Origin of the sequence: Cobetia sp. 1CM21F, assembly GCF_023161745.1 — a bacterium.
GTDB classification, from domain to species: Bacteria; Pseudomonadota; Gammaproteobacteria; order Pseudomonadales; family Halomonadaceae; genus Cobetia; species Cobetia amphilecti.
In genome coordinates this window covers 29,785-54,701 of record NZ_JALNTQ010000007.1, presented here as the reverse complement: position 1 = coordinate 54,701, position 24,917 = coordinate 29,785, and the positions used below count along the sequence as shown (strand labels likewise).

Genomic DNA, 24,917 nt, shown 5'->3' with positions numbered 1-24,917 from the left:
CGGCTCAGTCCAGTTCTGATCAGTTCAGTTCTGATCAGCCCAACTTTGATCAGTCCAACACCGATCAGTCCAGTTCGGACTTGCCGATCACGCCCGGCATCGCCGGGGCTTCGTTGACCGTATCGTGGCGCACGAAGGCCAGATGCTGCTGATAGGCGGTGACGACTTCGTCGAGCACCTGGGCCCGCGACAGGCCGTTGAGCTCCTGGCCGCTGCCACCTTCGGAGAGGTGCACTTCCAGACGCAGGTAGAAGTCATCATTGGCGTCGATGAAGCTCGGCGTCTGCTGGCGCACCGCACGCACCTGGTAGACGAAGTTGGAGGCGTCCTCGAACTCGACTTCCAGCGTCACGCGGGGCAGCGGCTCATCTTCCAGCGTCTCTTCGGTGACGCTCGAGACCTGACCGCGACGATTGAGCTCCTCGGCAAGCTGGTTGAGGGCCGGGCGGATGGAGCGCTTGAGGGTCGCCTCGGAACTGCCGCTCTGGGCGAAGTCGAGCACGTGGTCCAGACGCTCATGCCAGTCGACGCCTTCGTAGACGCAGCTGTTGTCCTGACGCACGTTCTCCTTGCGGTCCTCGATCATCAGCGCCTTGTACATGCCGATCATCATGAAGATCAGCACGATGGAGAAAGGCACGGCGGTGATCACCACGGCGCTCTGCAGCGCGCTCAGCCCCCCGACCATCAACAGCGCCAGCGTCAGCAGGCCGATGATGGCGGACCAGAAGATGCGCAGCCAGATCGGCGCATCGTGGTTCACGTCCTTGAGGATGGAGGTGAAGTTGGCCAGTACCAGGGCGCCGGAGTCGGCGGAGGTCACGAAGAACACGATACCCAGAATCGCCACCACGGCGGTGGTGATGGTGGAGTAGGGCAGCTGCTCCAGGAAGGTGTAGATGGTGTTCTGCGGTGCGTTCAGGGCTTCGGTGGCCAGTGTGGCGACGTCCTGATTGGCGACCATGTCGATGGCCGAATTACCGAATACGCTCATCCACACCATCATGAAGCTCAGTGGAATCAGCAGCGCGCCGAACACGAACTGACGGATGGTACGGCCACGCGAGATACGCGCCAGGAACAGGCCGACGAACGGGGTCCAGGCGATCCACCAGCCCCAGAAGAACAGCGTCCAGCCGCTCATCCACTCATCGGTACCCGGCGTGTAGGCGTAGGTATCGAAGCTCTTGGCGGTGAACTGGGTGATGTAGTCACCGACGTTGAGCACCAGGGCGTTGAGCAGCTGCGAGGTGTCGCTGACGGCGAGCACGAAGATCAGCAGCGCGGTGGCCAGCAGCATGTTGAACTCGGACAGCATGCGGATGCCTTTCTCGACACCGGTGATCACGGAAATGGTCGCCAGTACCATCACGCCGATGATCAGCGCGGCCTGGACGGCGAGGTTCTCGGGCACGCCGAGCATGAACTTGAGGCCGTAGTTGAGCTGGATGACGCCGATGCCCAGCGAGGTGGCGATACCGAATACGGTGGAGATGATCGCGAAGATGTCCACGGCGTTGCCGATCGGGCCATTGATGCGGTTGCCGAGCAGCGGGTAGAAGGCCGAGCGGATCGCCAGCGGCAGGCGGTGGCGGTAGCTGAAGTAGGCCAGCGACATGCCGGCGAGCACATAGATGCCCCAGCCGGAGAGGCCCCAGTGGAAGAAGGTTTCCACCATGGCGTTGCGGATTGCCGCCTGGGTCTGCGGGTCACCGGTCACCGGCGCCACGTAGTGGGACAGCGGTTCGGCGATGCAGTAGAACAGGATGTCGATGCCGATGCCGGCCGCGAACAGCATCGCCGACCAGGACAGCAGCGAGAATTCCGGGCGTGAATCGTCCGGCCCGAGGCGAATGCGCCCGAAGCGCGAGCAGGCGATCAGCACCCCGAAGACCAGATAGGCGACGATGGCCAGCATGTAGAACCAGCCGAAGGTGTCGATGGTCCAGCCCAGGGCGCTGCCGATCCAGGCGTCGGCCTGTTCGGTGAACAGCATCGCGAAGGCCAGGAAGGCGAGGATACCGATGATCGATCCGTAGAAGACCGTCGGGTTGATACGACTCGAGGACGGCGTGGCGTTCTCGGCGGAAGCAGGTTTCTGCATGAGCAACTCCTTATCAGGGGAAGTTTCACTCGTGCGTGGTGCTTAGCTGCCCGTCAGCCGCAGAAATTGCGGGTGGCGTGCAGGAAAAGACGGACACGAACGGCACGGGCCGTGCTCAGCTCACGCGCGGGGCGGAACTTGCAGCAGCGGCAGTGTCGACTGCCGTGACGACGCGATTGCAGGGGCATCGCTGGGCAGCAAGCAAGAAATGCCGGTGGGCAATTCATGAGAGACGCCGGGCGCGCACCGTGGTGCGGCCCCTTTTCTGCAGGCCAGATTGGCCGCAGAAGAACGATGGCGGGTCGAGCGCTGGGGAACGCTGTGCCTTCATCGTGCTGCTCTCATCACTTCGAACGTCTACTTGGCGTCCCTGGACGTCACCCGACCTTCTCGCGAAGGGGCGGGTCACTCCGGTGTCTGCTCGCGAGTCCGTGGCGGTCGCCATCGCTTGCTCCCTTGAAGTTGCCGGGATGGCAGGCGTCAGTCTCGTCGGCATCTGCCGGGTCCGCTTTCCTGTGACGGTTGCAGGCATCCCGTCTTGCTGCCGCCGGTCGAGCTCGGCAGCGGAGGGGAGCTCAGCAGTCAGGAAAACGCGACTCACATCATCACGCCGTGTAATGCTCAAAGCCTTGCAGAATTATTTTAATTGATTGTTCAATAAAAATATAACCCCCCTTTGGGGAAAAAGGCAGTGCAACTGTCGCTTTCGCTTATCCTCGTGTCGCGATCACGTCGCCGCGAGGCCCGATGGCAGAGCCTCGCAGGCGCGGTGTCGTGCTCGGAAAAATCGCTGTCGGTAAAAGGACACAACGACGCCGCCCCGACCACAGAATCGTGGCCGGGGCGGCGAAAGTGACATCAGCAGGGCAGTTGAATGGCTGTGTTCGGGGCGCGATCGTCCGGGGCGCGATCGTCCGGGGCGCGACCGCCCGATTCTTACCTCGCCGGATTGTCGATCAGCCGGCTTTCAGCTGGCCGGGTGATGGCCTGACTCAGGCATCTTCAGACTGGTCGGCGTCATGCATCGGGCCGCGCTTCATGTCGCCGTCCTTCATGCCGCCATGATGCTTGCCAGCATGATGGCGCATGCCGTTGGCCATGAAGGCTTCCAGCGCATCGAGCTGCTCGGCGGACAGCACATCGGCGAGTTTCTCGCGGCCTTCCTCACGCAGCTCCAGGCGCTGCTCCTTCATTTCCTTGCGCATTTCCTGGCGAGCGGCGACACGCTCCTGCTTGGTGTCGGCGTCCTGCATGGCATCGCGCATGTCGTCGTGCATCTCTTTCATGCTGTCATGCATCTCGTCACGCATTTCCTTGCGGACTTCCTTGAGCGCCTGCATCTGGTCATCGCTCAGGTTCCAGCTGGCCAGCAGCGCCTTCATGCCTTCCTGCTGCTGACGGTCAGCCATCTTCGGACCGCGCTTGTCACGCTGGTGCATCAGGTCCAGCACCTTGATCTGGTCGTCATCCAGCACCTTGGCCAGACGATCGTGCTGGGTCTTGCGCAGTTCCTCGAAGGCGGCCTTGCGCGCTTCACGCGAGTCGAAGTCGGTCTTCTTGAGTGACTCCATGTCGTCACGCATGGACTTGAAGGAGTCCTTGAGGGCGCTGCGCTGGTCGTCATCCAGGTCCCAGCTGTCGAACAGGGCGCCCATCAGCTGCATGCGCTGCTTGCCGTCGTCGGCCATGTGCTTGCCGCCACGCTCGCCGGCCATGTGCTTGCCGCCGCGTTCGCCACCACGCTCGTCGGCATGCTTGCCTTCGCCGTGACGTTTGCCGTCATGCTTGCCCATGTGTTTGCCGTGCATCGGCTTGCCGGCAGCCCAGTAGGCTTCGAGCACCTTGACCTGATTCTCGTCGAGAATCTCTGCCAGGGCGGCCTTGTGTTCTTCACGCTGTGCCTGGATGGCGTCGCGGCGCGCTTCGCGGGAGTCGAACTTCTGCTCCTTGAGCTGCTTGCGGCTTTCCATCTGCTGTTGCTTGAGTGCGTCGAGCTGTTGCTGCTGTTCATCGCTGAGATGCCAGCTGGCGAGAATCTTGTCGAGGCCTTCCTTGCGGTCGGCGCCGTCATGGTGCTTGTCGTTGCTTGAGGCCACGGCGGTCATCGGCAGTGCCAGGGCGGTCAGCAGACCGGAAACGATGAGCTTGCGAGAAATGCGGTTCATGGCGTACTCCGAGTGTCTAGATAAAGGGCCGGAATCAAGCGATAAGAGCATTATCAGCAGTGAATGTGCCGGCATTGTGCAACGTTTCATGGGGTTGCGTGCAACGCGCCTGGGCGGAACATGCAACGGCTTGCTGTGTCTTTTCTGCGTCGTCTTTTCTATGTCGTCGTTCTGCAGCGTGAGCTTGTGGCCTGAATCCTGTAGAGACTGAATCCTGTAGGGACTGAGTCCTTGATCAAGGTGATGACGCCAGGTTTCAACCCGGGGCGCTCAGACGCGGTTGCCATCAACCGCCGTGGTGGTGCTTCTTCGCTGCCTTGGCGTTCGCTTGGGCATTCGCCGGATAGTGGCGGTCGAACTGCTGGTGGAAGCGCTGGGTCTGATGGCGGTTCAGGACGCGATCGACATCGGCCAGGTAGGCCTTGCGCGCCTTGGCAAGCGCCTTGGCGTCGTGATGGCTTTTAGCGGCCTGACGTTGCTGGCGATAGTGGCGATATTGCTTGTCGAGGGTGGCACGCTGGCTGACGTTCAGGCTGATGCCATCCAGCAGCACGTTCAGCGAGACATCGGCGGCGCTGGCACTGGTCACGCTCAGCGGTGATGCCATCAGCATGACGCTCAGTACGCCGGCACCGATCAGGCGAGTGCGGGAGAGAGCACGATTGGCAGGACTGTGGGACATGACGAATACCTCACTTGTGGCGTAGACCCGCGCTTGAGCGGCAGTAAATGGCTCTCGCTTAGGCAGTGATGACAGTATCCGTCGCAGTTGGACAGCAAGTTCGCACCGTGGGTGCAACAAAAACGCAACCGCCGTCTGTGGTCACAGACGGCGGTTGTCATGTTTCTGAAAGGTTTCAGGGCCTGCGCAAGGCGAGATATCAGTCCAGCACGTCAGGCTCGAACTTGTAGCCGACGCCATAGATGGAGCGAATCACGTCGCGCTCCGGCCAGACATTGGCGATCTTGCGGCGCAGCTTCTTGACGTGGGAATCCACCGTGCGCTCGGAGACGATGCGGTGGTCGCGGTACATGTGGTCCATCAGCTGGTCGCGGGAGAAGATGCGCCCCGGCGACTGCATCATCACCTTGAGCAGCTGGAACTCGACTGCGGTCAGGCCCAGGTCACTGCCATCGGCCAGTGCCTGCCAACCTTCCTCATTGAGCACCAGCTGGCCCTTGTCGGAGGTCTGCGAGAGGGTCTGATCAAGCGCCTGGCTGCGACGCAGCACGGCCTTGATGCGCGCCACCACCTCACGCGGGCTGAAGGGTTTGCAGATGTAGTCATCGGCGCCCAGCTCCAGCCCCAGCAGGCGGTCCACTTCCTCGACCCGCGCGGTCAGCATCACGATGGGCAGCAGGTTGTCCTCGGCCCGCAGCTGACGGCACAGGGTCAGGCCGTCGGTGCCCGGCAGCATGAGGTCCAGCAATACCAGGGCGGGTGTCTCGTCATTGACCGCCGCGATGACGGCGTTGCCGTCGTCGACATGCCGGGTGCGATACCCGCTGCCGTCCAGATAATCGCACAGCAGGCTGGCGATCTTGGGCTCGTCTTCCACCACCAGAATCAGCGGTTTCTGGGTCTCGGCCCGGGCGTCAGTGGTGTCGGCGTGAACGTCGCTCATGGTCAAGAGTCCTTGCAGATGAAAATGACTGTTTCAAGTAGACAACAGCGGCAGGCGAATGTCCCATCGCAGTCCGCCCAGCGATGACTGGCCCGGCACCAGCTGGCCATCATGCGCACTGACCAGCGCGCTGGCGATCGACAGGCCCAGCCCGGAACCCCCGCTGGAGCGATTGCGCGAGTTCTCGACCCGATACAGGCGCTCGGTGAGGTGGGCAAGCTCGGCCTCTGGCACGCCGGGGCTCGAGTCTTCCCAGCGCACGACCGCCCAGCCGGGGTGGCCGGCGCCATCCCCGGGTGAGGCAGCCTCGCGCAGCAGGCTGACCCTCAACTTGCCGGGCGAGTCGGTGTAGGCGCGGGTATTGCTGGCCAGGTTGCTCCACAGCTGATGCAGGCGCTGCATGTCGCCCTGAACGCGCAGCGGCAGCTGGATGTCGGTCTCCAGCTGGATGCCGCTGTCTTCCAGCCAGCCACGCAGGTCGTCCAGGCTATCGCTGAGCTGGGCATCCAGCTCCAGCGGCTCGCGCCAGGCTTCCAGGGTGCCGGCATCGCTCTGGGCCAGCAGGCGCAGATCCGACACCAGGCGGTTGAGGGCATCCACCTCCTGCTCCAGCGAGCCGAGGCTGTCCTGGCTCATCGGGCGGATACCGTCCTGCATGGCCTCGATCTCGCCCTTTAGCACCGCCAGCGGCGTGCGCAGCTCATGGGAGATATCACTCACCCAGCGCTGGCGCGAATCGCGGTTGGTCTCCAGCGTCTGCGCCAGCGCATTGAAGTCGCCGGCCAGCCGCGACAGCTCATCTCGCCCACGCACCGGCAGGCGGGTGGCATAGTCGCCACTCGACAGACGGCTGGCGCCACTGGCGAGGTCACGCACCCGATGGCCCAGCCACCAGGCGATCCCGGCCGCTGCCAGCAGCGAGGCGAAGGTGGAGGACAGGATGATGGTCGCCAGATTGCGCGATTGACGCTCCAGATACTGGTCCTTGCCGCGGCGCAGGAATTCACTCACCGGCAGGTAGCCCAGCTCGCCGATCTTCTCGCCGTCCAGCATGAGGTCCTTGAACCGCATGCCGGGGATGGGGCGCGGCGGCCCATTGAGGCGCTGGCCGCGGGTATCGCGCAGCATGTAGTCCTGGGGGCGATTCATGTTGGCGCCCGGCGGCATCTCGAACCTGTCCGGCGGCGCCTGGGAATGCACGATGCGTCCCCAGTTGCGCCGGCTCTTCATCCAGTCCCAGTTGCCTTCCGCGGCGTAGGCGCTGACCAGATCGGACGAGATCAGCTCGATGCGCTCCTGCTGGGTCTGCTCCAGATACTCCGCGAACCCTCTGTCCATGCTGTGGGAGATGAACATGTAGATGCTGCCGCCGATCACGACATTGGTCAGCAGCAGGATCACGAACAGCCGCACGGACAGCCGTGAGCGCCAGGCTGTGACGGCGGGCATCATGATGGCTGCTCCTCATGACGCGGGGTGCGGGGCGGCAGCCCCAGCAGGCGTCGCAGGTTGTGCTGCAGGTCTTCCAGCAACAGGTAGAGCGAGGGCACCAGGATCAGCAGGATCACCGTCGCGAACAGGATGCCGAAGCCGATGGAGACCGCCATCGGGATCATGAAGCGCGCCTGGCGCGAGGTCTCGAAGATCATCGGCGCCAGGCCGAAGAAGGTGGTCAGCGTCGTCAACAGGATGGGACGCAGACGCCGCGTGGCCGCCATGATGATCGCCTCACGCGCGGTGGCACCGGCCAGACGCTGGCGGTTGGCGTAGTCGATCAGCACCAGGGCGTCGTTGATGACGATACCCGACAGCGCCAGCATCCCCATCAGGCTGATCACCGACAGGCCATAGCCCATCAGCTGATGGCCGATGACCGCGCCGATCAGGCCGAAGGGAATCGCCGTCATCACCAGCAGCGGCTGCAGGTAGCTTCTGAACGGCAACGCCAGCAGCAGATAGAGTGCCGCCAGCGTCAGCAGCAACGACACCTGCAGTGACCCCAGGTTGTCGGCGGTCTCTTCCTGACGCCCGCCATAGCCGATGCTCAGGCTCGGATACTGGCTCTTCAGCTGAGGGTAGATATCGCTTTCCAGGCTGGTGATCACCTGACTGACCGCATCGGACGGGGTGACGTTGGCGGTGACCTCGATCACGCGGCGCCCGTCGATGCGCAGGATGCTGGACGCGGCGCGTCCCTGCTCGATGTCGGCCACCAGTCCCAGAGGTACGCTGACACCGTTGCCGGTCTGCACGCCGAAGTTCTCCAGCTGGGCGAGGCTTGCGCGCTGGTCTTCGGGCAGCAGCACCTTGACCTCGACCTCATTGCGACCCTGCTGCTGCTTGAGGGCGGTCGCGCCGGACAGCGGCCCGCGCAGCTGGTTGGCCAGGGTAGCGCCATCCAGTCCCAGCGAGCGACCGTAGGCATTGAGCTGCAGATAGAGCTCGCGCTTGCCGTCATCCAGGCCGCTGTCGATGTCGGACAGCGAGCTGTAATCCTCAAGCGACGTCGCCAGCGACTCGGCGGCAGCCATCAGCGCGCCACTGTCAGACGAGGAGAGGCGGATGGTGAGGCCCGCGCCGCGACCCGGCCCGCCGATATCAGATTCGAACAGCAGCGACTCGGTATTGGCGATGGTGCCGGCTTCCTCACGCCAGGCCGTGATCAGCTGCGAGGGCGACCAGTTGTCCTCCACCGTGGTGTCCAGATTGGCGATGATGCTCAGCGAGTTGCCTTCGATCTCGGCGCTGGTGGAATAGATCGTGGGGGCGTCGTCGCGCTCGCGGACCCGCTCCAGCGCGTCCAGCAGCAGGGTGCGCACTTCGCGGTCCTGGCTGATCGGGCTGCCCACCGGCAGGTTGGCGGTGACACCGGCACGGTTGGACTCGACACGCGGCATCAGCGAGAAGCCGAGGCGGCCACTGGCCATCCAGGCCATCGCCAGCACCAGCAGCGCCAGGCCGCAGATGGCGGTCAGGCCACGATAGTTAAGGCACCCTTCGAGGAAGGGCTGGAAGCGGCGACGCGTGAAGCGCTCGAGCCCGTGCTGGACGCCATGGCGCACGCGGTCCAGCGGTGCCAGCCAGCGGATCGGTTTCTCGCTGGTGTGGCCCAGGTGCGCGGGCAGGATGAAGATCGCTTCGATCCAGCTCAGCGCGAAGATGCTGATCACCACCAGCGGGATGATGCCGAATACCAGCCCGAGGAAGCCGGGCAGGAACAGCAGCGGAATGAAGGCCACGATGTTGGACAGGATCGAGAACGCCAGCGGCACCGCGATCTCGCGCGCGCCGAGAATGGCGGCTTCGCGCATGCTGGCGCCGCGCTCGCGGTGCGAGTGGATGTTCTCGCCGACGATGATGGCGTCATCGACCACGATGCCCAGCGCGATGATGAAGGCGAACATCGAGATCATGTTGATGGACACGCCGACCAGCGGCAGGAACAGCATCGCGCCGAGGAAGGCGGTGGGGATGCCCAGCGTGACCCAGAAGGCGAGACGCGCCTCGAGGAACAGCCCCAGCAGTACCAGCACCAGCACCAGGCCCATCCAGGCATTCTTGAGCAGCAGCTCCAGACGGTCCTGATAGATCAGCGAGTCATCGTCCTCGACGCTCAGCGTCAGTCCGCGCGGCAGGCTGGCGGTCAATTGCGGCAGCATCGCCATGGTCGCGGCGGACAGCTCGTTGGGTGTCTGGGAGCCGACCTGATAGATGTCGAGACCGATCGCCGGTTCGCCGTCGTAGAGCACTTCCTTGTCACTGTCAGCGAAGCCGTCGGTGACGGTGGCGATATCGCCCAGACGCACGACATTGCCTTCCTGGCTGGAGATCACCGGCAGCTGCGCGAACTCGGCGGCGCCGTCGCGACGCGCCTCATAGCGCACCAGGTATTCGCCCTGCTGGGTATCGAGGCTGCCCCCGGCCAGGTTGAGCGCCTGATTGCCGATCAGCCCCGCGATATCCTGATGCGACAGGCCATAGCGACGCAGCGCGCCTTCTTCCAGCGCGACATGCACCTCGCGGTCACGGATGCCGGTCAGCTCCACCTTGGTGATGTCGTCGCTGTCCAGCAGGCTCAGGCGCAGACGCTCGGCGACATTGCGCAGGGTCTGGTCATCGGTCTGGCCATGCAGCTTGAGCTCCATCACGCTGCGCGAGCGGCCCGCCAGCGAGTAGACGGGCGGGTCGGATTCATCGGGCAGTGTGGTGATGCTGTCGATGGCCTGCTGGATGTCCTGATAGGCGCGCATGGTCTCGACGCCGTCCTGCAGCTCGATGGACAGCGAGCCGAGGCCTTCCTCGGCGGTGGCGGTGATCTCCTCGATGCCCTCCACGTCCTGTACCGCGGACTCCATCGCCTGCAACAGGCTTTCGGAGACTTCATCCGGCGTGGCGCCGGAATAGCTGACGCTGACGTTGATGATCTCGAGCTCGAAGGAGGGGAAGACCTCCTTCTTGATCTGACTGGACATCAGCAGGCCGCCGAGAATCAGACACAGCATCAGCAGGTTGGCGGCGACGCCGTGATCGTGCATCCAGCGGATGGGGCCCTTGAGGCGCGACTGTGCCGTCATGAGTCACTTCCGGTGGTCGTGGCGTTCTTGTCGGCAACCGTGGCGCTCTTGTCGCCAGCTGCGGTGCTCTTGTCGACAGTCGCCGTGTCCTTCTCAACTGTCGCGGTGCTCGTGTCGCCAGCCGTCGTCTTGTCGTCAGCCGCCTCGGCATCAGTTGTCTTGGCGGTCGGCGTCGCCGCATCGCCGCGCGCGCGCAGTGCCATGCCGGCTTCGACGCTGCTCAGGGAGCTGGTGATGACGCGCTCGCCGTCCACCAGGCCGTCGGCGACCAGCAGGGTGTCATTGCCCAGATGGCGCACGCCTACCGAGCGCTTCTCGAGATGACCGTCCTCCGTCAGCACCCAGACCTGCTGGCCGCTGCGCAGCGCACTGATCGGCAGTTCGATCAGCGAGGCGGTGCGCTGGGGTGTCAGGGTCGCCTCGACCACATCGCCGATGCGCAGTGCCGGGGTGCTGGCGCGCGCCTCCTCTGAGACATTGAGCGCCAGCGGGTCTTCCACCGCCACCATCACCTGGGTCAGCAGGCCGTTGTCTTCCAGCGAAGGCAGCACGCTCCACACTTCGCCACGGCGATGCTGGCCATCCGGCCAGGCCTTGCTCGAGAGCAGTACCGGCGTGCCCTGGCCATCACGGGCGTGGGTCGAGAGCCATTCCATGTCGGCCTGCGGCAGATTGAGGCGCACCCAGAAGCGGTCGGTGGCCACCAGCGTCAACAGGTCGGTGAAGGCGTTGAGGTCGCTGCCTTCGCCGACCAGACGCTCGCTGATCAGGCCGTCGTAGGGGGCGCGAATCTCGGTGCGGGCCAGATTGAGCTTGGCCTGATCGCGGCTGGCGCGGGCGCTTTCCACGGCGGCCTGGGCCGACTTGAGCTGAGGTTCGCGCAGGACCAGCGCTTTCTGGGCCGCCGGCAGGTTGCGACCGAAGGTCTTGTATTCCGAGGCGGCGCGGATCTGCTCGCCCTTTTCAGAGGCGAGGCTGGCTTCTGCCGTGGCGAGATCCGCCTCGGCCTGACGCAGTGCCAGCTGATAATCCAGTTGATCGAGACTGGCCAGCAGCTGGTTCTCGCGGACTTCGCGGCCGGCCTCGATGCCTTCGGGGAAGGGCGCCAGCTGACCGCTGACGCGCGTGGAGACCGTGGTCTGACGATCGGCGATCACGCGGCCGAAGCCCTCAAGCGTCGGGGCGTTGGCGGCATGGCTGACCGTCACTACCTCGACCGTGGGCGCAGGCGCCTCGCTGGGGGCACGCTTCGGCGCCCCGGGGCGATGATTCATCCACCAGGCGGCCAGCGCGATCGCCAGCGCGAGAATGATCAGCGCCAGAAGTCTCACCCAGATCAGGCGCCGCGAGGAGGGTGCGGGGCGGCCGGCAGGGGCGGGCGACGCGGAAGACGACGCTGGCGTCTCAGGGCTATGGTCCATGCGGACTCCGAACGAAAAGTGACTGGCCTGATGCGCAGCCGTCTTCTGGCCAGTCGCTTTGGCGTCGGTCAGAGCGGGCGGTGGATCATGGCCATGAAAGGCAGACGAATGGGTGGATGATCGCATGATGCCATTCAGGCGCAATGCCAAAATGGGAAATAGCGTGCAACAGACGCAATCTGCCATTGCATGATTGGCGCCCCACAAAAAAAGCTGCCACACGAAGTGGCAGCTTTCACGAGTGCGCCTGGCGGGCGGCGCCTGCTGACGAGATGAACCCTCCTGTCAGCCGGGCTGAACCGCGCGGGCAGGCCAGATTTCAGTAGTTGAAATAGGTGAAATAGTTGAACTGGATGAACGGGATAAACTAGATGAACAGGCCGATCAGCAGTGCCATGCAGACGCCGATCACGCCGATCAGGGTTTCCATCACCGTCCAGCTCTTGAGTGTTTCCTTCTCGGTGAGGCCGAAGTAGCGGCTGACCAGCCAGAAGCCGGAGTCATTGACGTGACTGAGCACGGTGGCGCCACTGGCGATGGCGATCACCACCAGCCCCAGTACCGGGCCGGACAGCGCCAGCGTATCGATCACCGGGGCCATCAGGCCGGCGGCGGTGATCATCGCCACGGTGGCCGAGCCCTGGATGACACGCACGGCGGTGGCGATCAGGAAGGCAAGCAGGATCGGCGGCAGGTTGCTGTCGGCCATCAGGTTGCCGAGCACGTCACCGACCCCGGAATCGATCAGCATCTGCTTGAAGACGCCGCCCGCGCCGGTGACCAGGATGATGATGCCGGCTGGTTCGAGTGCCTTGGTGGCGACTTCCATCACCTGTTCGCGCGTCATGCCACGGCGTGTGCCCAGCAGGGTGAAGGCCATCAGGGTGGCCAGACTCAGTGCCACGAACGGGTGGCCGAGGAAGCCCAGCCAGCCGACCAGCGGACTGTCGTCACCGAACAGGAAGCCCGAGACGGTGTTGAGCACGATCAGCGCCAGCGGCAGCAGCACGATGGACAGGATCAGACCGAAGCCCGGGGCGCGCTGATTGACCTCTTCATCGCTCATCACGCTGCCGGTATTTTCCATGTAATCCGGGATTCTGGCGTCGATGCGCGCCGCGATGAAGCGACCGAAGATCGGCCCCGCGACGATCATCGCCGGCAGACCGCACAGCGCCCCGAACAGGATGACGTAGCCGAGATCGGCACCGATCAGCTTGGCGACCGCGATCGGCCCCGGGGTCGGCGGAATGAAGGAGTGGGTCACGGCCAGACCGGCGAGCAGCGGGATGCCGTAATAGAGCAGCGAGCGGCCGCTGCGGCGCGCCAGCGCATAGACCAGCGGCACCAGGATGATGAAGGCGACATCCAGGAACACAGGAATCGCGACCAGAAAGCCGGTCAGCGCCAGCGCCCATTGCGAGCGCGAGGTGCCGAAGCGCCCCAGCAGGGTGTTGGCCATGCGATCGACACCGCCGGACACTTCCAGCATCTTGCCGAACATCGCGCCGAGACCAACCACGGTGGCAACGAAACCCAGGGTGTTGCCCATGCCGTTGGTGACGGAGTCGATGATGGCGTCGGGCTGCATGCCGGTGGCCAGTCCGACCCCCAGACTCACCACCAGCAGGGCAACGAAGGCATGCAGGCGCAGGCGCATGACGAGGTAAAGCAGCAGCAGAATGCCACCGAGGGCGGCAAGGATGAGGGTGCTATCTGGGGACATGATGGCGAACTCTTGCGGCTGGCAACGGCGTGATCATCGGCCATTGCCCAAAGGCGTATTGTGTGAGGCGTCGTGGGTCGTGCAGGATGAAAGTTACCGGTAACATTAACGCTTACGCAATGATCCGAAAGGTGCATGAGGGACAAAAGTCTGTCGCGTCTGGCAGCTGACTGTCCGCCAACGGGCAGTCGCTCAGTGCGCGACAGCCGTCCCGAGGCGCCGGACAAGGGATTGATCGGCAACATCGGGTACGCTGGTGGGCCATCGTTTTCATTCAGGGGGAGAGGGTTTTCATGCAGCAGCAGGCAGAAGGAGCATCAGCGGTCGCGTCGATGCCGACCAGGTCAGAGGCTCTGGCCGCTCAGGGTGGCGTGCGTCTGGTGGTCATGGGGGTGTCGGGCTGTGGCAAGTCACACGTCGGGCAGCAGCTGGCGGCGTGCCTGGGCGCGCAGTTCATCGATGGCGACGACTATCACGGGGAGGCCAACGTGGCCAAGATGGCGCGCGGCATCCCGCTGGATGACGACGATCGCCACGGCTGGCTGGCCCGTCTGGCCGAGCTGATCGAGGCGGCGCGTCGCGACGGGCGCAGTCTGGTACTGGCCTGCTCGTCCTTGAAGCGACGTTATCGGGATCAACTGCGTGGCGGGGACCCCGCACTGGGCTTCGTGTTCCTCGAAGGCTCGCGCGAGCTGCTGCTGGAACGCCTCGAGGCGCGAACCGATCATTTCTTCAAGGGCGCTGACATGCTCGACAACCAGCTGGCGACGCTCGAGGTGCCCGGCGACGATGAAGGGCGCATCCACACCCTCGACATCAGCGCTACGCCTCAGGCGCTGGTCGAGAGTGTCTGTCAGCAGATCCTCGACGCGCCGGAGCGCTAGTCAGCCGCCAGACGTCTCACGGCGACAGGTTACTGCCGCGTATCACAACTAGAGGCTGCCACCACGTATTCACGAGGACAGGCTACCGCCAGTCTGCAGACTGAAGCCCAGGTCTTCCCACAGGCCGTGGGGCGTGGCGTCGAGATCACCGCTCAAGCGCGCCAGCAGCAGGGCGGCGGCGCGCTCGCCGATCTCGCGGCGTGGCGTGACCACGCTGGCCAGCGGCGGCCAGGTGCCGCGGGTCATCTCCAGGCCGTTGAAGCCGGCCAGCGCCAGCTGGTCGGGCACCGACAGGCCGCGGCGCTGGCACTCGAACAGCCCGCCGGCCGCCAGGTCGTCATTGCAACAGAACACGGCCTGGGTCTCGGGCCAGCGGGTCAGCATCTCGTCGAGCAGCTTGCCGCCCATGCGCACGCTGGAGGGGGCATCGGTGGTCAACAGCGCCTGCTGCGACAGGCCGGCGGCCTCCATCGCCGCACGCCAGCCGCCCAAGCGCTGTTCGACGCGGCGGTCCATGCGCGCACCGAGAAAACCGATATGGCGATGGCCCAGCGCGATCATGGCCTCGGTCATCGCGCGGCCAGCGGCGTGCTGGTCCAGTCCCACCGCCATGTCGAGGGGCGTCTCGCGCTTCTCCATGCACTCCACCACCGCACAGCCCGAGCGCGCGATCATCTCGCGGGTACGAGGGCTATGGCGACTGCCGCACAGCACCAGCCCGTCGATGCCGAAGGAGAGCCAGGTCTCGATCAGGCGCTCCTCTTCCTGCATCGAATAGCCGGTATGGCCGATCAGCAGCTGATAGCCCGCGGCGGCCAGCGGGGCTTCCAGGCCGCGATGCAGCTCCGAGAACACGGCGTTGGAGAGCGACGGAATCAGCAGCGCGATCAGCCGCGAGTGACCGCTGGCGAGGCTGCCGGCCTGACGATTGGGCATGTAACCCAGCTCGCGGGCGCATTCGGTTACCCGCTCGCGCATCGCGGCGGATACCTTCTCGGGCTGATTGAGCGCGCGCGACACCGTGACCTTGGTGACGCCCAGTCGGGCGGCGATATCGGCCAGGGTGACGCGCTTGAGGCGGGAAGCTTTGTGAGGCTGAGAGGGCATGGATATTCAAGCGGCTGCGAAGGAGGACAAGAGTGTCCCTGTTAAGGCAGCCCGGGAGCAAGCCTTGCCCGGCGGATCAGACGTGACTCAGCGAGAGCAGGAACAGGATCATCGGCGGCGCTGCCAGCGACAGCAGGAAGCCCGAGACCACGGCGACCGGGACGCAGGCCACGCCGCCGGTCTGCTGGATCACCGGTAGCGTGAAGTCCATCGAGGTGGCCCCGCCGATGCCGATGGCCAGCGGCGTGTAGCGCTGGATGGTCAGGGGGATCAGCACGAAGGCCAGCAGCTCGCGCGCCAGATCATTGAAGAAGGCGGCGCCGCCGAGAATCGGCCCGAGCTGATCGCCGACCAGGATCCCCGACAGCGAGTACCAGCCGAAGCCGGCCGAGATCGCCATGCCCTGATTCCACTCCAGCGCCAGCAGAGGGGCCGCCAGCAGGCCACCGAGCAGCGAACTGGCCATCACCGTCAGCGCGATGATCAGGCCGTGTCGATTGAGCAGGATCTGGCGCAGGCTCATGCCGGAGCTTCTGAGCTGGCAGCCGATCAGCGCCAGCAGCACATAGAGCGCCCATTCGGCGAGGGTGTCGGTATCAAGCTGGGTGCCGAAGGTCTTGAGCAGCACGCCGGCGCCGACCCCCAGCGCGACCACGGCGGCAAGGGTCAGCGAGCCGGACAGCGCCTGCCAGCGGGTCATCGGTGCGCCATCCACCGCCTGGGCGGGATTGGCGCGCAGCGGGCTGCGGCGCGACAGCCACCACAGCGCCAGCAGATTCAGCGGCGTGATGATGGCGAACAGCGTCAACGCCTGACCGCTCATGGCGGCCATGCCGACACTCAACTGCTCCAGCGCCGCCAGCCCCATGCCCATCAGGAACAGGATGAGATAGATGGAGGCATTGACCAGCCGATTGACCACCGCCAGGCGACCAGGATCGGTGAGGCGTACCAGATAGCCGAGTATCAGCGGCAGCAGAATGAAGATGAGACCCGACAGCATGACCCTTCCTTGGCGTTGCCACCCGGACAGCAGGGGCGGCGCAAGTGATTGATTGGCGGTGAATACCGCCGAAGGGCCTTACTATATCGGTTGGCGTGGAGTCTGGATAACCCCGCTAGCACCATTGCGCGAGAGACTTGCTGATGGCGTATCAGCGGGGCTTATGATCAGCCGCGCTAGAGGCGGGAGCTGTCATCACTGGCGGGCACTGCTCAGCTGGTTCAGGGTCAGATGGGCCGAGCGCGGCGGCACCTCGCCGTTGCGGTTGCCGTCCTTGTCCATGACGTCCTCGTAGTCGAGGTAATCGAGGCCGACCATCAGGCCCGGCCAGCGCGGCGCCAGCCAGATACGGTAGTGCTTGTGCTCGCGATGCTTGCGCCACGCCTCGATGCGCAGGGTGCGGAAGGTGCGCTGTGCCGCCTGGCGTGTTTCCTGGCCCTGGATCTCGTACATCAGGGTGCGCTGGCGGCCCTTGTGGTCGAGATAATCCAGTGAGCAGGGCGTCGCGGCCAGACAGGCCTGCTCGCTCCATTGGCTGTCGACCTGCTGGCTCAGCAGTACCAGCAGGCTCTGACGGTCAGGCAGGCGGGTATCGCCTGCCTCCGGTGCTTCCCGGTTGTAGTCCTTGCCGATGCCGGCCAGCCGATAGCCGGAGCGATAGCCCTCGGGTAGCAGGCGACCCTCCGCGAGCGTGAAGCGGCCCTGCTCATAGCCACTGGCGACCTTGATGGAGGCCTCCATGCTGGCGATGTACAGCTCGCCGCTCTGGCTGACGCGTTGGGTGATGGGCACGTCCGGCCAGCCATCCAGTACCAGGGTGTAGTGGGCGGTGAAGGGCACCGGCGCGATGCTGGCGACAGGCGCCAGGGGCGCGTCAGGGCTGACAGCGGCCTCATCGCTGGCCGCCTGGGCACTGCCCGCCAGCAGCAGGAGCGCCCCCAGGCCTGCGCGGCACAGGCGCTGCCATGCCGAGGGCCGATCGGCGCGAGTGGCGGTGCAAGCGCCGCGACGCGCGGGGGCTTGAGAGAAGTGAGACAAGGCGGAAGATGGCAGGGTCATGGTGACTCCCGAGACCGGCACTGGAGCCGTGGCCTGTGAATGGGGGTGTCGAGCGGTCAGGCAGCGACGGGGCAGGGCGACTGCACGTGATGATGTAATGATGTTGAGGCGATCCACAATCAAGCCAACGCCCGTCAGGCGGCCACGACGATATTTCAGCGCTTGCTCATGTGCAATGGATAGGTACTCTGTAACTGCCTTGTCCTTCCGCCGCGCGCGGCGCGTACCTAGACGTTGGGTCCAATCAGGAGATCATCATGGCCAGCATTGTCATCATTGCCGGGGATTTTGTAGAAGATTATGAGCTGATGGTGCCGTTCCAGGCGCTGCAGGCGATGGGGCACCGCGTGGATGTCGTCTGCCCGGACAAGACGGAAGGCGATATCGTCAAGACCGCCATCCATGACTTCGAGGGTGATCAGACCTACACCGAGAAGCCGGGCCACAACTTCGCGCTCAACGCCAGCTTCGCCGAGATCGTCGTCGAGAGTTACGACGCGCTGCTGATCCCCGGTGGCCGCGCCCCCGAGTATCTGCGTCTGGATGAGCGTGTGCTGGCGATGGTGCGTCACTTCGTCGAGGCCGACAAGCCCATCGCCGCCGTCTGTCATGGTCCGCAGCTCTTGGCCGCCGCCATGTCACTGGAAGGCCATCGCGTCAGCGCCTATCCGGCGTGTGCGCCGGAGGTGAAGCTGGCGGGCGGTGAGTTCGTGTCGCTGGAAGTGACCGACGCCGTGACCTCCGGCAAGCTGGTGACCGCACCGGCCTGGCCGGCGCATCCGGAATGGCTGCGTCAGTTCCAGGCGCTGCTGGTGTGATGCACCCCCGCTAGCGTCGCCATCACATCGGATCTGCCTTACGACACCCTGCCGCTCGGCGGGGTGTCGTTGTTTCAGGCGGGGGCGTAAAACAGGCGTCGTTTCAGTCGGCGAACGCTTCGATCCAGGCCCGCTGTGGGGCGAGTCGCGATTGCTGTGCGGCTCGCCATGCGGGATCGCCCAGCGTGGTGGCATAACGCTCGGCGTGATCACAGGCCAGCAGCAACCAGCTGCCGGCCAACGACTCACCGCGTGCGCGCCTGAGCGCCAGGCTCTCGAGCAGCCCCGCGAAGGCGGTACCGGTGGAGGGGCCGACCTCAAGCCCGGCATGCTCGGCCAGCCACAGCGCGGCCGCCTGACTGCGCGCATCCGCGATGCGCCGGTAGTCATCGAAATGGGCGGGGTCGAATGCCTCCAGCACGCAGGGCCGCCCGATGCCTTCGATGGGGTTGGCCGCCTGCGGGACGGGCAGGCGGGTCGTACGGGCGCCGTGGGCACGATGGTGCTGCCAGCAGGCGTGATAGACGGAGTGCTCGGGGTCCACGCCGATCACGCGGGCACGATGGCTCCCCTGATGCAGATGGCTCCCCTGATGCAGATGGCGCTTGTGGCGCAGATGGCGCGCGAAGCTGGCGGCACTGCCGCCGGTGCCGGCGCCGAGAAATACCGCCTGCAGCTCGGGCAGCTCACGCGCGGCGATCTGTGCCAGGCACTCCCCGGGCAGGCTGGTGTCGCTTGCCCAGTCGCCAGCAGTAGCGGCATGGCGGAATTGATTGATGAAGTGACCGCCGCTGTCATCGGCAAGCGCCTGCGCATGCTGACAGAGCCGAGCGGAGTCCTCGATTTCCACCACGCACCCACCCTCGCCACGAATCGCTTGCTGCTTGTAAAAGGCGGTGCCCCTGGGCACCACGGCAATGAATTCCAGCCCCAGCCGGCGTGCCAGCCACGCTTCAGAGACCGCCGTGGAGCCCGAGGAGGCTTCGATCACCGGGCCGCCGGGCGTCAGCCAATCCTTTAGCAGAGCCTGCTCGAACAGCGACATCGCCAGGCGATGCTTGAGCGAGCCGCTGGCATGCGCCCGCTCGTCCTTGATCAGGATGCGTGCCTCGCCCAGTCCGCGCAGGCTGAGTTCCAGCAGCGGGGTTACCGGGGTGGCGGCCTTCAAGGCCGCAAGCTGCATGAGACTGCGTTGGCGCCATGACTCGCGCTGAGTCGCGTGCGGGGCGTGCTGTGCTGCGGGCGTGCTGAAAGGCGCAGTCGAGGGCGAGGCAGTGGTCGGCATGGCGGCATTTCCGGTCGCAGGAAGGAGCTTTCATGGTACGACCAGCCGCCAAGCAAAACTTGCCAGTTGTCATGGCGTGAGCCATGTTTCATGGCAAGAATTCATTGCGAGGTGAGGGTAATGGAGAAAATAGTGCTCGATGCCACGGACCGCGCCCTGCTGCGGCTGCTGCAGCGCGATGCCAGCCTGTCGTTGGCGGCGCTGGCGGAAGCCGTGCATCTGACCACGTCTCCCTGCTGGAAGCGCCTCAAGCGCCTGGAAGAGTGTGGCGTGATCACCGCACGGGTGGCGTTGCTGAATGCCGAGCTGATCGGCATGGGGCTGACGGCCTTCGTGCAGCTCAAGACCCGCGATCACTCGCGGGCCTGGTTCGAGCGTTTCGTGGCCATCGTCGAGGAGATCGAGGAAGTCACCGAGTTCTATCGCATGGCCGGTGACTACGACTATCTCCTCAAGGTGCAGGTCGAGGACATGAACGCCTACGACCGCGTCTACAAGCGGCTGGTCAACACCATCGACGAGCTGAGCGACGTGTCGGCCCGCTTCGCGATGGAGCGCATCAAGACGACCACCGCGCTGCCGCTGTGATGGCTGTCAGGCGGTGACGTCTGATCGCCGGTTGAGCACCGCGCGCCAGCGCGCTCAATAACCGTGCTCGCGGCTGATGCCGGTCAGCACTTCACCCCGCTGAATGCGGCGAATGTTGTCTGCCAGCTGGTCGGCGGCCTCGGCCACCGGGGTCGGCGCGGCGGCATGCGGCGTGATGATCACGCGCGGCTGGTGCCACAGCGGGCTGTCCTCGGCCAGTGGCTCGTGCTGGAAGACATCGAGCAGGGCGCCCCTGAGCTTGCCTTCCTCGAGCGCCGCGACCAGATCCTCCTCGACCACGCTGCTGCCACGCCCCGGATTGATCAGCACGGCGTCGTCGGGCAGGGCCTGGAAGACCTCGGCGTTCAACACGTCTCTCGTCGCCGGCGTATTGGGCAACAGGTTGATCACCGCCTTGAGGCCGAGGGAGTCGTCACCCAGCACTTGCTTGAGCGAGCGGCCGCCTGCGCCGGTCTCATGGTGGCAGGTCACGCCCTGCAACGTGTGGGCGCTGCGGCTGAAGCCATGTACCGGATAGCCGTCTGCCGCCAGTGATTCAGCGATCTGGCTGCCGATGGCGCCGAGCCCGAGCACCGCCACCGGGTACTGATGGGCGCGCACCACGCGGTGCGGGGCCCACTGGGTGTCTGCCTGCTGTCTGGCGTAGCGGTCGAAGTCACGCCGAAAGTGCAGCAGGCCGTAGCGCACGTAATCCAGCATGTGGCTGGCCATGCCGGCATCGCTCAGCTTGAGCACCGGCACATCGTCAGGCAGTGCCGGGTTGGCGAGCAGGCTGTCGACGCCCGCGCCCAGGTTGAGAATCGCCTTGACGTCATGATCACGGTGGCGCTCGAACAGCGCCGCAGGCGGCGCCCACACCACCAGCACATCGCCCAGCATCTCGCCGTCATCGGCAACGATTTCCAGCGGCGCTTGTTTTGATGACGGTTCCGACGACTCGCCTTGCCGCGACCCCTTGGTGCTGGCGGCATCGCACAAGCGCTGACGCAGAGCATCGCACCAACGTTCGGCGCGTTCATGATGTACCAGTATTCGCATGCTGTTCTCCTCTTCAGAGACGCTGGGTGGCGGGTCGGGATTTTTGAACTGTCCCGGCCTGTTCGTAGGCTCTGTTCGTGGCTCTGTGCAAAGGGCCTGGTGTTGTCACCTTGCCATGCGCCATTGCCTTGCGGGCATGGCCGGCTCGCGGGCGGCAATGGCGCAGGCCTTGCAAGGGCTCAAGCGAAGGGCGACAGTGCCAGAGTCGTCCTTTGACCCGTTGTTGGCAGAGTGACAGACTCGAATCCAGAGGGGAATTCGGATGTACGCATGTACGCCGACCCTGCCGACCCGCAGGGCGCATCGTTCGCTCGCGGCGCAGGCAGGCAGTGTCAGCCCGGTGCGGCTGGCAGGTCGGTCACCCGCCGCCTGGCCCTGCGTATGGCCACTGGCTCCGCCCCAACGTGCTGCTTGCCTCAAGGCCTGATCGAAAAGGAGCGCTGCATGAGTCAATTCCCGCCCCATACTGGTGCGCCCCAGCCAGCCTTCGCTGGCCTGGCCACCTTGCCCAGCAGCGAGGCACCGGCCACCGAGAGTGACTGGACGCCACGCGCGCTGTCCGCTGGCCGTCAGGCCTTCACCATCGGCGAGTATCGCGCGCGCATCCAGCGGGTGCGTGAGGCCATGGCGCGCGCCGGCATCGATGTGATGGTGATTTCCGACCCCTCCAACATGGCGTGGCTGACCGGCTACGACGGCTGGTCCTTCTATGTGCACCAGTGCGTGCTGCTGGGGCTTTCCGGCGAGCCGGTCTGGTATGGGCGTCGTCAGGACGGCAACGGCGCGCTGCGTACCTGCTGGATGGGTGAGGACAACATCCTGTGGTATCCGGATTACTACGTGCAGAATCCGGACATGCATCCGATGGAGTTTCTCGCCCAGTCCATCCTGCCGCAGCGTGGCTGGCACGACGGGGTCGTCGGGGTCGAGCTCGACAACTATTACTATTCGGCGCGGGCGCATCTGTCGCTGGTCAAGGAGCTGCCCCACGCGCGGCTGGTGGATGCCAACTCGCTGGTCAACTGGTGTCGGGCGATCAAGTCCGAGCAGGAAATCGCCTACATGCGCGTGGCCGGACGCATCGTCGAGCGCATGCATTCGCGCATTCTGGAGATGATCGAGCCGGGCCTGCCCAAGAGTGCGCTGGTCGCGGAGATCTACCGGGTCGGCGTCGAGGGCGTGATCGGCCCCGAGGGTGAGATTCTCGGTGGCGACTATCCGGCCATCGTGCCGCTGCTGCCCACCGGCAGTGATGCCGCCGCGCCGCACCTGACCTGGGATGACACGCCATTTCGCCAGGGCGAGGGCACCTTCTTCGAGCTGGCCGGCTGCTACAAGCGCTATCACGCGCCGCTGTCGCGTACCGTGTTTCTCGGCCGTCCGCCGCGCGATTTCGTGCGTGGTGAGTCCGCCCTGCTGGAAGGCATCGAGAGTGGTCTGGCCATCGCCAAACCCGGCAATCGCTGCTGTGACATCGCGCTGGCGCTGGGCGCGGCGATGGACAAGTACGGCTTCGACCGTGGCGGCGCACGCTGCGGCTATCCCATCGGCATCAGCTATCCGCCGGACTGGGGCGAGCGCACCATGAGTCTGCGCCCCAGTGACGAGACCGTGCTGGAACCGGGCATGACCTTCCACTTCATGCCCGGCATGTGGATGGACGACTGGGGGCTCGAGATCACCGAGTCGATCCTGATCACGGAAAACGGTGCCGAGCCGCTGTGTGATGTGCCGCGCCAGCTGTTCGTCAAATAGCCTGCCGACAAGTGTCAGCAGCCCGCCATAACAAGGAGTGGTGTCATGCGAGAGTCCCCCGTCAGTCTGACCATCGATCTGTTCGCCGATGGCGTTCAGCACGGTTTCTTCAAGCTGCCGATCTCGACTGACGAGTCGGCGTGGGGCGCGGTGATGACCCCGATCAGCGTGATCGCCAATGGTGAGGGGCCGACGGTATTGCTGACCGGCGGCAATCATGGCGACGAGTACGAAGGCATCACCGCGCTCTACAAGCTGGCGGCGCGTCTGACTGCCGAGGAAGTCAAGGGCCGCGTCATCATCGTGCCGACCATGAATGCGCTGGCGGCCAAGGCCGGGCGGCGTTGTTCGCCTCTCGATGGCGGCAACCTCAACCGCAGCTTCCCCGGCAGCCCCACCGGCGGCCCGACCGAGCAGATCGCCGACTACTTCACCCGGGTGCTGGTGCCGCAGTGCGACTATGCGCTGGACCTGCATTCCGGCGGCCGCACCCTGGATATCCTGCCGTTCGCGGCTGCGCACCGTCTCGACTATCTCGAGGAGTCGCTGGGCGTCGAGCAATGTCGTCTGCAGGAAGCCGAGAGCCTGGCCGGGGCGCTGGCCTTCGGGGCGCCCTCGGCGATGATGATGTTCGAGCTGGACGCCGAGGCACTCTACGACACCGCGGTGGAGCGCCAGGGCAAGGTCTTCGTCACCACGGAGCTGGGCGGTGGCGGCTCCACCACGCCGGAGCGTCAGGCGATCGCCGACCGGGGCGTCGACAACTTCCTCGCCTTCAGTGGTGTGCTGCGCGAGCGCAGTCGCGCGGATCTGGAGCAGGGCATCGAGCGCCAGCGTGCCAGCCAGGCGGACGCGCCGCTGCTGATCGACATGACGGATGCCAGCTGTTACGTGCAGAGTGAGCATGAAGGGCTGCTGGAGCTGTGCGTGGCACTCGGCGAGCAGGTCACGGCGGGCCAATGCGTGGCGCGGGTCTATCCGCTGGGGCGCGCCGGTCAGGCGGCGGTGGAATATCGCGCCGCCCGTGATGGCGTGCTGGTGGCGCGGCGCTTCCCGGCCCAGGTGAGTCTGGGCGACACCCTGGCGGTGATCGCGGAAGTCGTGGACGACCTGGCGCGAGAGGCCTCATGAGCGCGAGTTCCTCCCGCTCGCAGCCAGCGCCGAAGCTGGATGCCTTCGATCTCAAGATTCTGGCGATACTCGAGCGCGATGGCCGCATCACCAAGTCGAGGCTGGCCGAGGAGATCAACCTGTCGGTCAGCCCGTGCTGGGAGCGCGTCAAGCGCCTCGAGCAGGCAGGCATCATCGAGGGCTATGCCGCCATCATCAATCAGCAGCGCCTGAGTGATCAGCAGGGTGGCGCTGCTCCGGGGGCTGCCCCGCGCACGCCGGTGTGGGTCGAGATCCACCTCAAGCATCATGATGCCGGCAGCTTCCAACGCTTCGAGCGTGCCATGCGAGAGGCGGATGAGGTGATCGAATGCGTCGCCGTCGGCGGCGGGGTGGACTACCTGCTGCGACTGGAGACCGCCAGCATCGATGCCTATCAGCGTCTGGTCGATCACTGGCTGGTGTCAGAGCTGGGCATCGATCGCTATTTCACCTACATCGTCACCAAGCAGGTAAAATAGGCGCGCCGGGCGCGGACTTGTCGTCATCTTGCCGTCCCGCTTTTCAGGCTCACTTTCTTGACTCACTTTCCTGGCTCACTTTCTTGACTCACTTTCCTGGCTCATTTTCCTTG

The 24,917-nt window shown here is 65.0% G+C and carries 19 protein-coding genes; 6 read left to right on the top strand and 13 right to left on the bottom strand.

Translation table 11 applies throughout. The features are described 5' to 3' along the window. Positions 1 to 64: 64 nt before the first annotated feature. The 8 genes from betT to MSG32_RS16685 form a co-directional block, all read right to left on the bottom strand. A complete protein-coding gene (gene betT / locus MSG32_RS16720) occupies positions 65 to 2,104 on the bottom strand; it encodes a choline BCCT transporter BetT (RefSeq protein WP_225347223.1) in 2,040 nt (679 codons plus the stop codon). Between the two features lie 992 nt (positions 2,105 to 3,096). Then, positions 3,097 to 4,269, bottom strand: coding sequence for a hypothetical protein (locus tag MSG32_RS16715; protein WP_248380881.1), 1,173 nt, complete (start codon positions 4,267 to 4,269; stop codon positions 3,097 to 3,099). A gap of 286 nt (positions 4,270 to 4,555) precedes the next feature. After that, on the bottom strand, positions 4,556 to 4,951 hold the full coding sequence (locus MSG32_RS16710; RefSeq protein WP_248380878.1) for a hypothetical protein: 396 nt from the start codon (positions 4,949 to 4,951) through the stop codon (positions 4,556 to 4,558). Between the two features lie 199 nt (positions 4,952 to 5,150). Further along, the gene (locus tag MSG32_RS16705) at positions 5,151 to 5,894 is read right to left on the bottom strand and encodes a response regulator (RefSeq protein ID WP_052384687.1); all 744 of its coding nucleotides are present in this window, start codon (positions 5,892 to 5,894) and stop codon (positions 5,151 to 5,153) included. Between the two features lie 33 nt (positions 5,895 to 5,927). Then, positions 5,928 to 7,346, bottom strand: coding sequence for an ATP-binding protein (locus MSG32_RS16700; protein WP_248380876.1), 1,419 nt, complete (start codon positions 7,344 to 7,346; stop codon positions 5,928 to 5,930). Further along, complete coding sequence (locus MSG32_RS16695) at positions 7,343 to 10,468, bottom strand: efflux RND transporter permease subunit (RefSeq protein ID WP_248380873.1); 3,126 nt, start codon at positions 10,466 to 10,468, stop codon at positions 7,343 to 7,345. The genes MSG32_RS16700 and MSG32_RS16695 overlap by 4 nt, the downstream gene beginning before the upstream one ends. Continuing rightward, entirely contained in the window at positions 10,465 to 11,889 is a 1,425-nt protein-coding gene (locus tag MSG32_RS16690) for an efflux RND transporter periplasmic adaptor subunit (protein WP_248380871.1), read from the bottom strand. The genes MSG32_RS16695 and MSG32_RS16690 overlap by 4 nt, the downstream gene beginning before the upstream one ends. A gap of 367 nt (positions 11,890 to 12,256) precedes the next feature. Then, positions 12,257 to 13,615: a gluconate:H+ symporter gene (locus MSG32_RS16685; protein WP_248380843.1), complete on the bottom strand. Its 1,359-nt coding sequence runs from the start codon at positions 13,613 to 13,615 to the stop codon at positions 12,257 to 12,259. Between the two features lie 332 nt (positions 13,616 to 13,947). Between MSG32_RS16685 and MSG32_RS16680 the strand changes: the two genes are divergently transcribed. Beyond that, on the top strand, positions 13,948 to 14,499 hold the full coding sequence (locus MSG32_RS16680; RefSeq protein ID WP_248380842.1) for a gluconokinase: 552 nt from the start codon (positions 13,948 to 13,950) through the stop codon (positions 14,497 to 14,499). A 69-nt stretch (positions 14,500 to 14,568) separates the two neighbouring features. Here MSG32_RS16680 and MSG32_RS16675 read toward each other — a convergent pair whose 3' ends face one another. The 3 genes from MSG32_RS16675 to MSG32_RS16665 form a co-directional block, all read right to left on the bottom strand. Next, on the bottom strand, positions 14,569 to 15,606 hold the full coding sequence (locus MSG32_RS16675) for a LacI family DNA-binding transcriptional regulator (protein WP_248380841.1): 1,038 nt from the start codon (positions 15,604 to 15,606) through the stop codon (positions 14,569 to 14,571). Between the two features lie 76 nt (positions 15,607 to 15,682). Continuing rightward, on the bottom strand, positions 15,683 to 16,609 hold the full coding sequence (locus MSG32_RS16670; protein WP_054555660.1) for a lysine exporter LysO family protein: 927 nt from the start codon (positions 16,607 to 16,609) through the stop codon (positions 15,683 to 15,685). 195 nt (positions 16,610 to 16,804) lie between these two features. Then, a complete protein-coding gene (locus MSG32_RS16665) occupies positions 16,805 to 17,668 on the bottom strand; it encodes a hypothetical protein (protein WP_153636469.1) in 864 nt (287 codons plus the stop codon). Between the two features lie 257 nt (positions 17,669 to 17,925). Here MSG32_RS16665 and MSG32_RS16660 point away from each other — a divergent pair, with 257 nt between their 5' ends. Beyond that, positions 17,926 to 18,486 carry a DJ-1/PfpI family protein gene (locus MSG32_RS16660; protein WP_248380840.1) on the top strand — a complete coding sequence of 187 codons (561 nt, stop codon included), beginning with the start codon at positions 17,926 to 17,928 and terminating at the stop codon, positions 18,484 to 18,486. Between the two features lie 103 nt (positions 18,487 to 18,589). On the opposite strand, the gene MSG32_RS16655 is transcribed toward MSG32_RS16660, so the two are convergent. Beyond that, positions 18,590 to 19,771 carry a pyridoxal-phosphate dependent enzyme gene (locus tag MSG32_RS16655; protein WP_248380839.1) on the bottom strand — a complete coding sequence of 394 codons (1,182 nt, stop codon included), beginning with the start codon at positions 19,769 to 19,771 and terminating at the stop codon, positions 18,590 to 18,592. Positions 19,772 to 19,903: 132 nt separating this feature from the next. Here MSG32_RS16655 and MSG32_RS16650 point away from each other — a divergent pair, with 132 nt between their 5' ends. Then, positions 19,904 to 20,359 (top strand): Lrp/AsnC family transcriptional regulator, encoded by a 456-nt coding sequence (locus tag MSG32_RS16650; protein ID WP_043334316.1) that lies wholly within the window; start codon positions 19,904 to 19,906, stop codon positions 20,357 to 20,359. A 54-nt stretch (positions 20,360 to 20,413) separates the two neighbouring features. Here MSG32_RS16650 and MSG32_RS16645 read toward each other — a convergent pair whose 3' ends face one another. Next, entirely contained in the window at positions 20,414 to 21,418 is a 1,005-nt protein-coding gene (locus MSG32_RS16645) for a glyoxylate/hydroxypyruvate reductase A (protein WP_248380837.1), read from the bottom strand. 444 nt (positions 21,419 to 21,862) lie between these two features. Here MSG32_RS16645 and doeA point away from each other — a divergent pair, with 444 nt between their 5' ends. Genes doeA through MSG32_RS16630 form a run of 3 tightly spaced genes read left to right on the top strand, consistent with a single transcriptional unit; the run spans position 21,863 to position 24,804 of the window. Then, positions 21,863 to 23,173, top strand: coding sequence for an ectoine hydrolase DoeA (doeA, locus tag MSG32_RS16640; RefSeq protein ID WP_084589510.1), 1,311 nt, complete (start codon positions 21,863 to 21,865; stop codon positions 23,171 to 23,173). A gap of 45 nt (positions 23,174 to 23,218) precedes the next feature. Further along, positions 23,219 to 24,304, top strand: coding sequence for a N(2)-acetyl-L-2,4-diaminobutanoate deacetylase DoeB (doeB, locus tag MSG32_RS16635; RefSeq protein ID WP_248380827.1), 1,086 nt, complete (start codon positions 23,219 to 23,221; stop codon positions 24,302 to 24,304). Continuing rightward, positions 24,301 to 24,804: an Lrp/AsnC family transcriptional regulator gene (locus MSG32_RS16630; protein WP_153636465.1), complete on the top strand. Its 504-nt coding sequence runs from the start codon at positions 24,301 to 24,303 to the stop codon at positions 24,802 to 24,804. Before doeB ends, MSG32_RS16630 begins: the two co-directional genes overlap by 4 nt. The last annotated feature ends 113 nt before the right edge of the window (positions 24,805 to 24,917 follow it).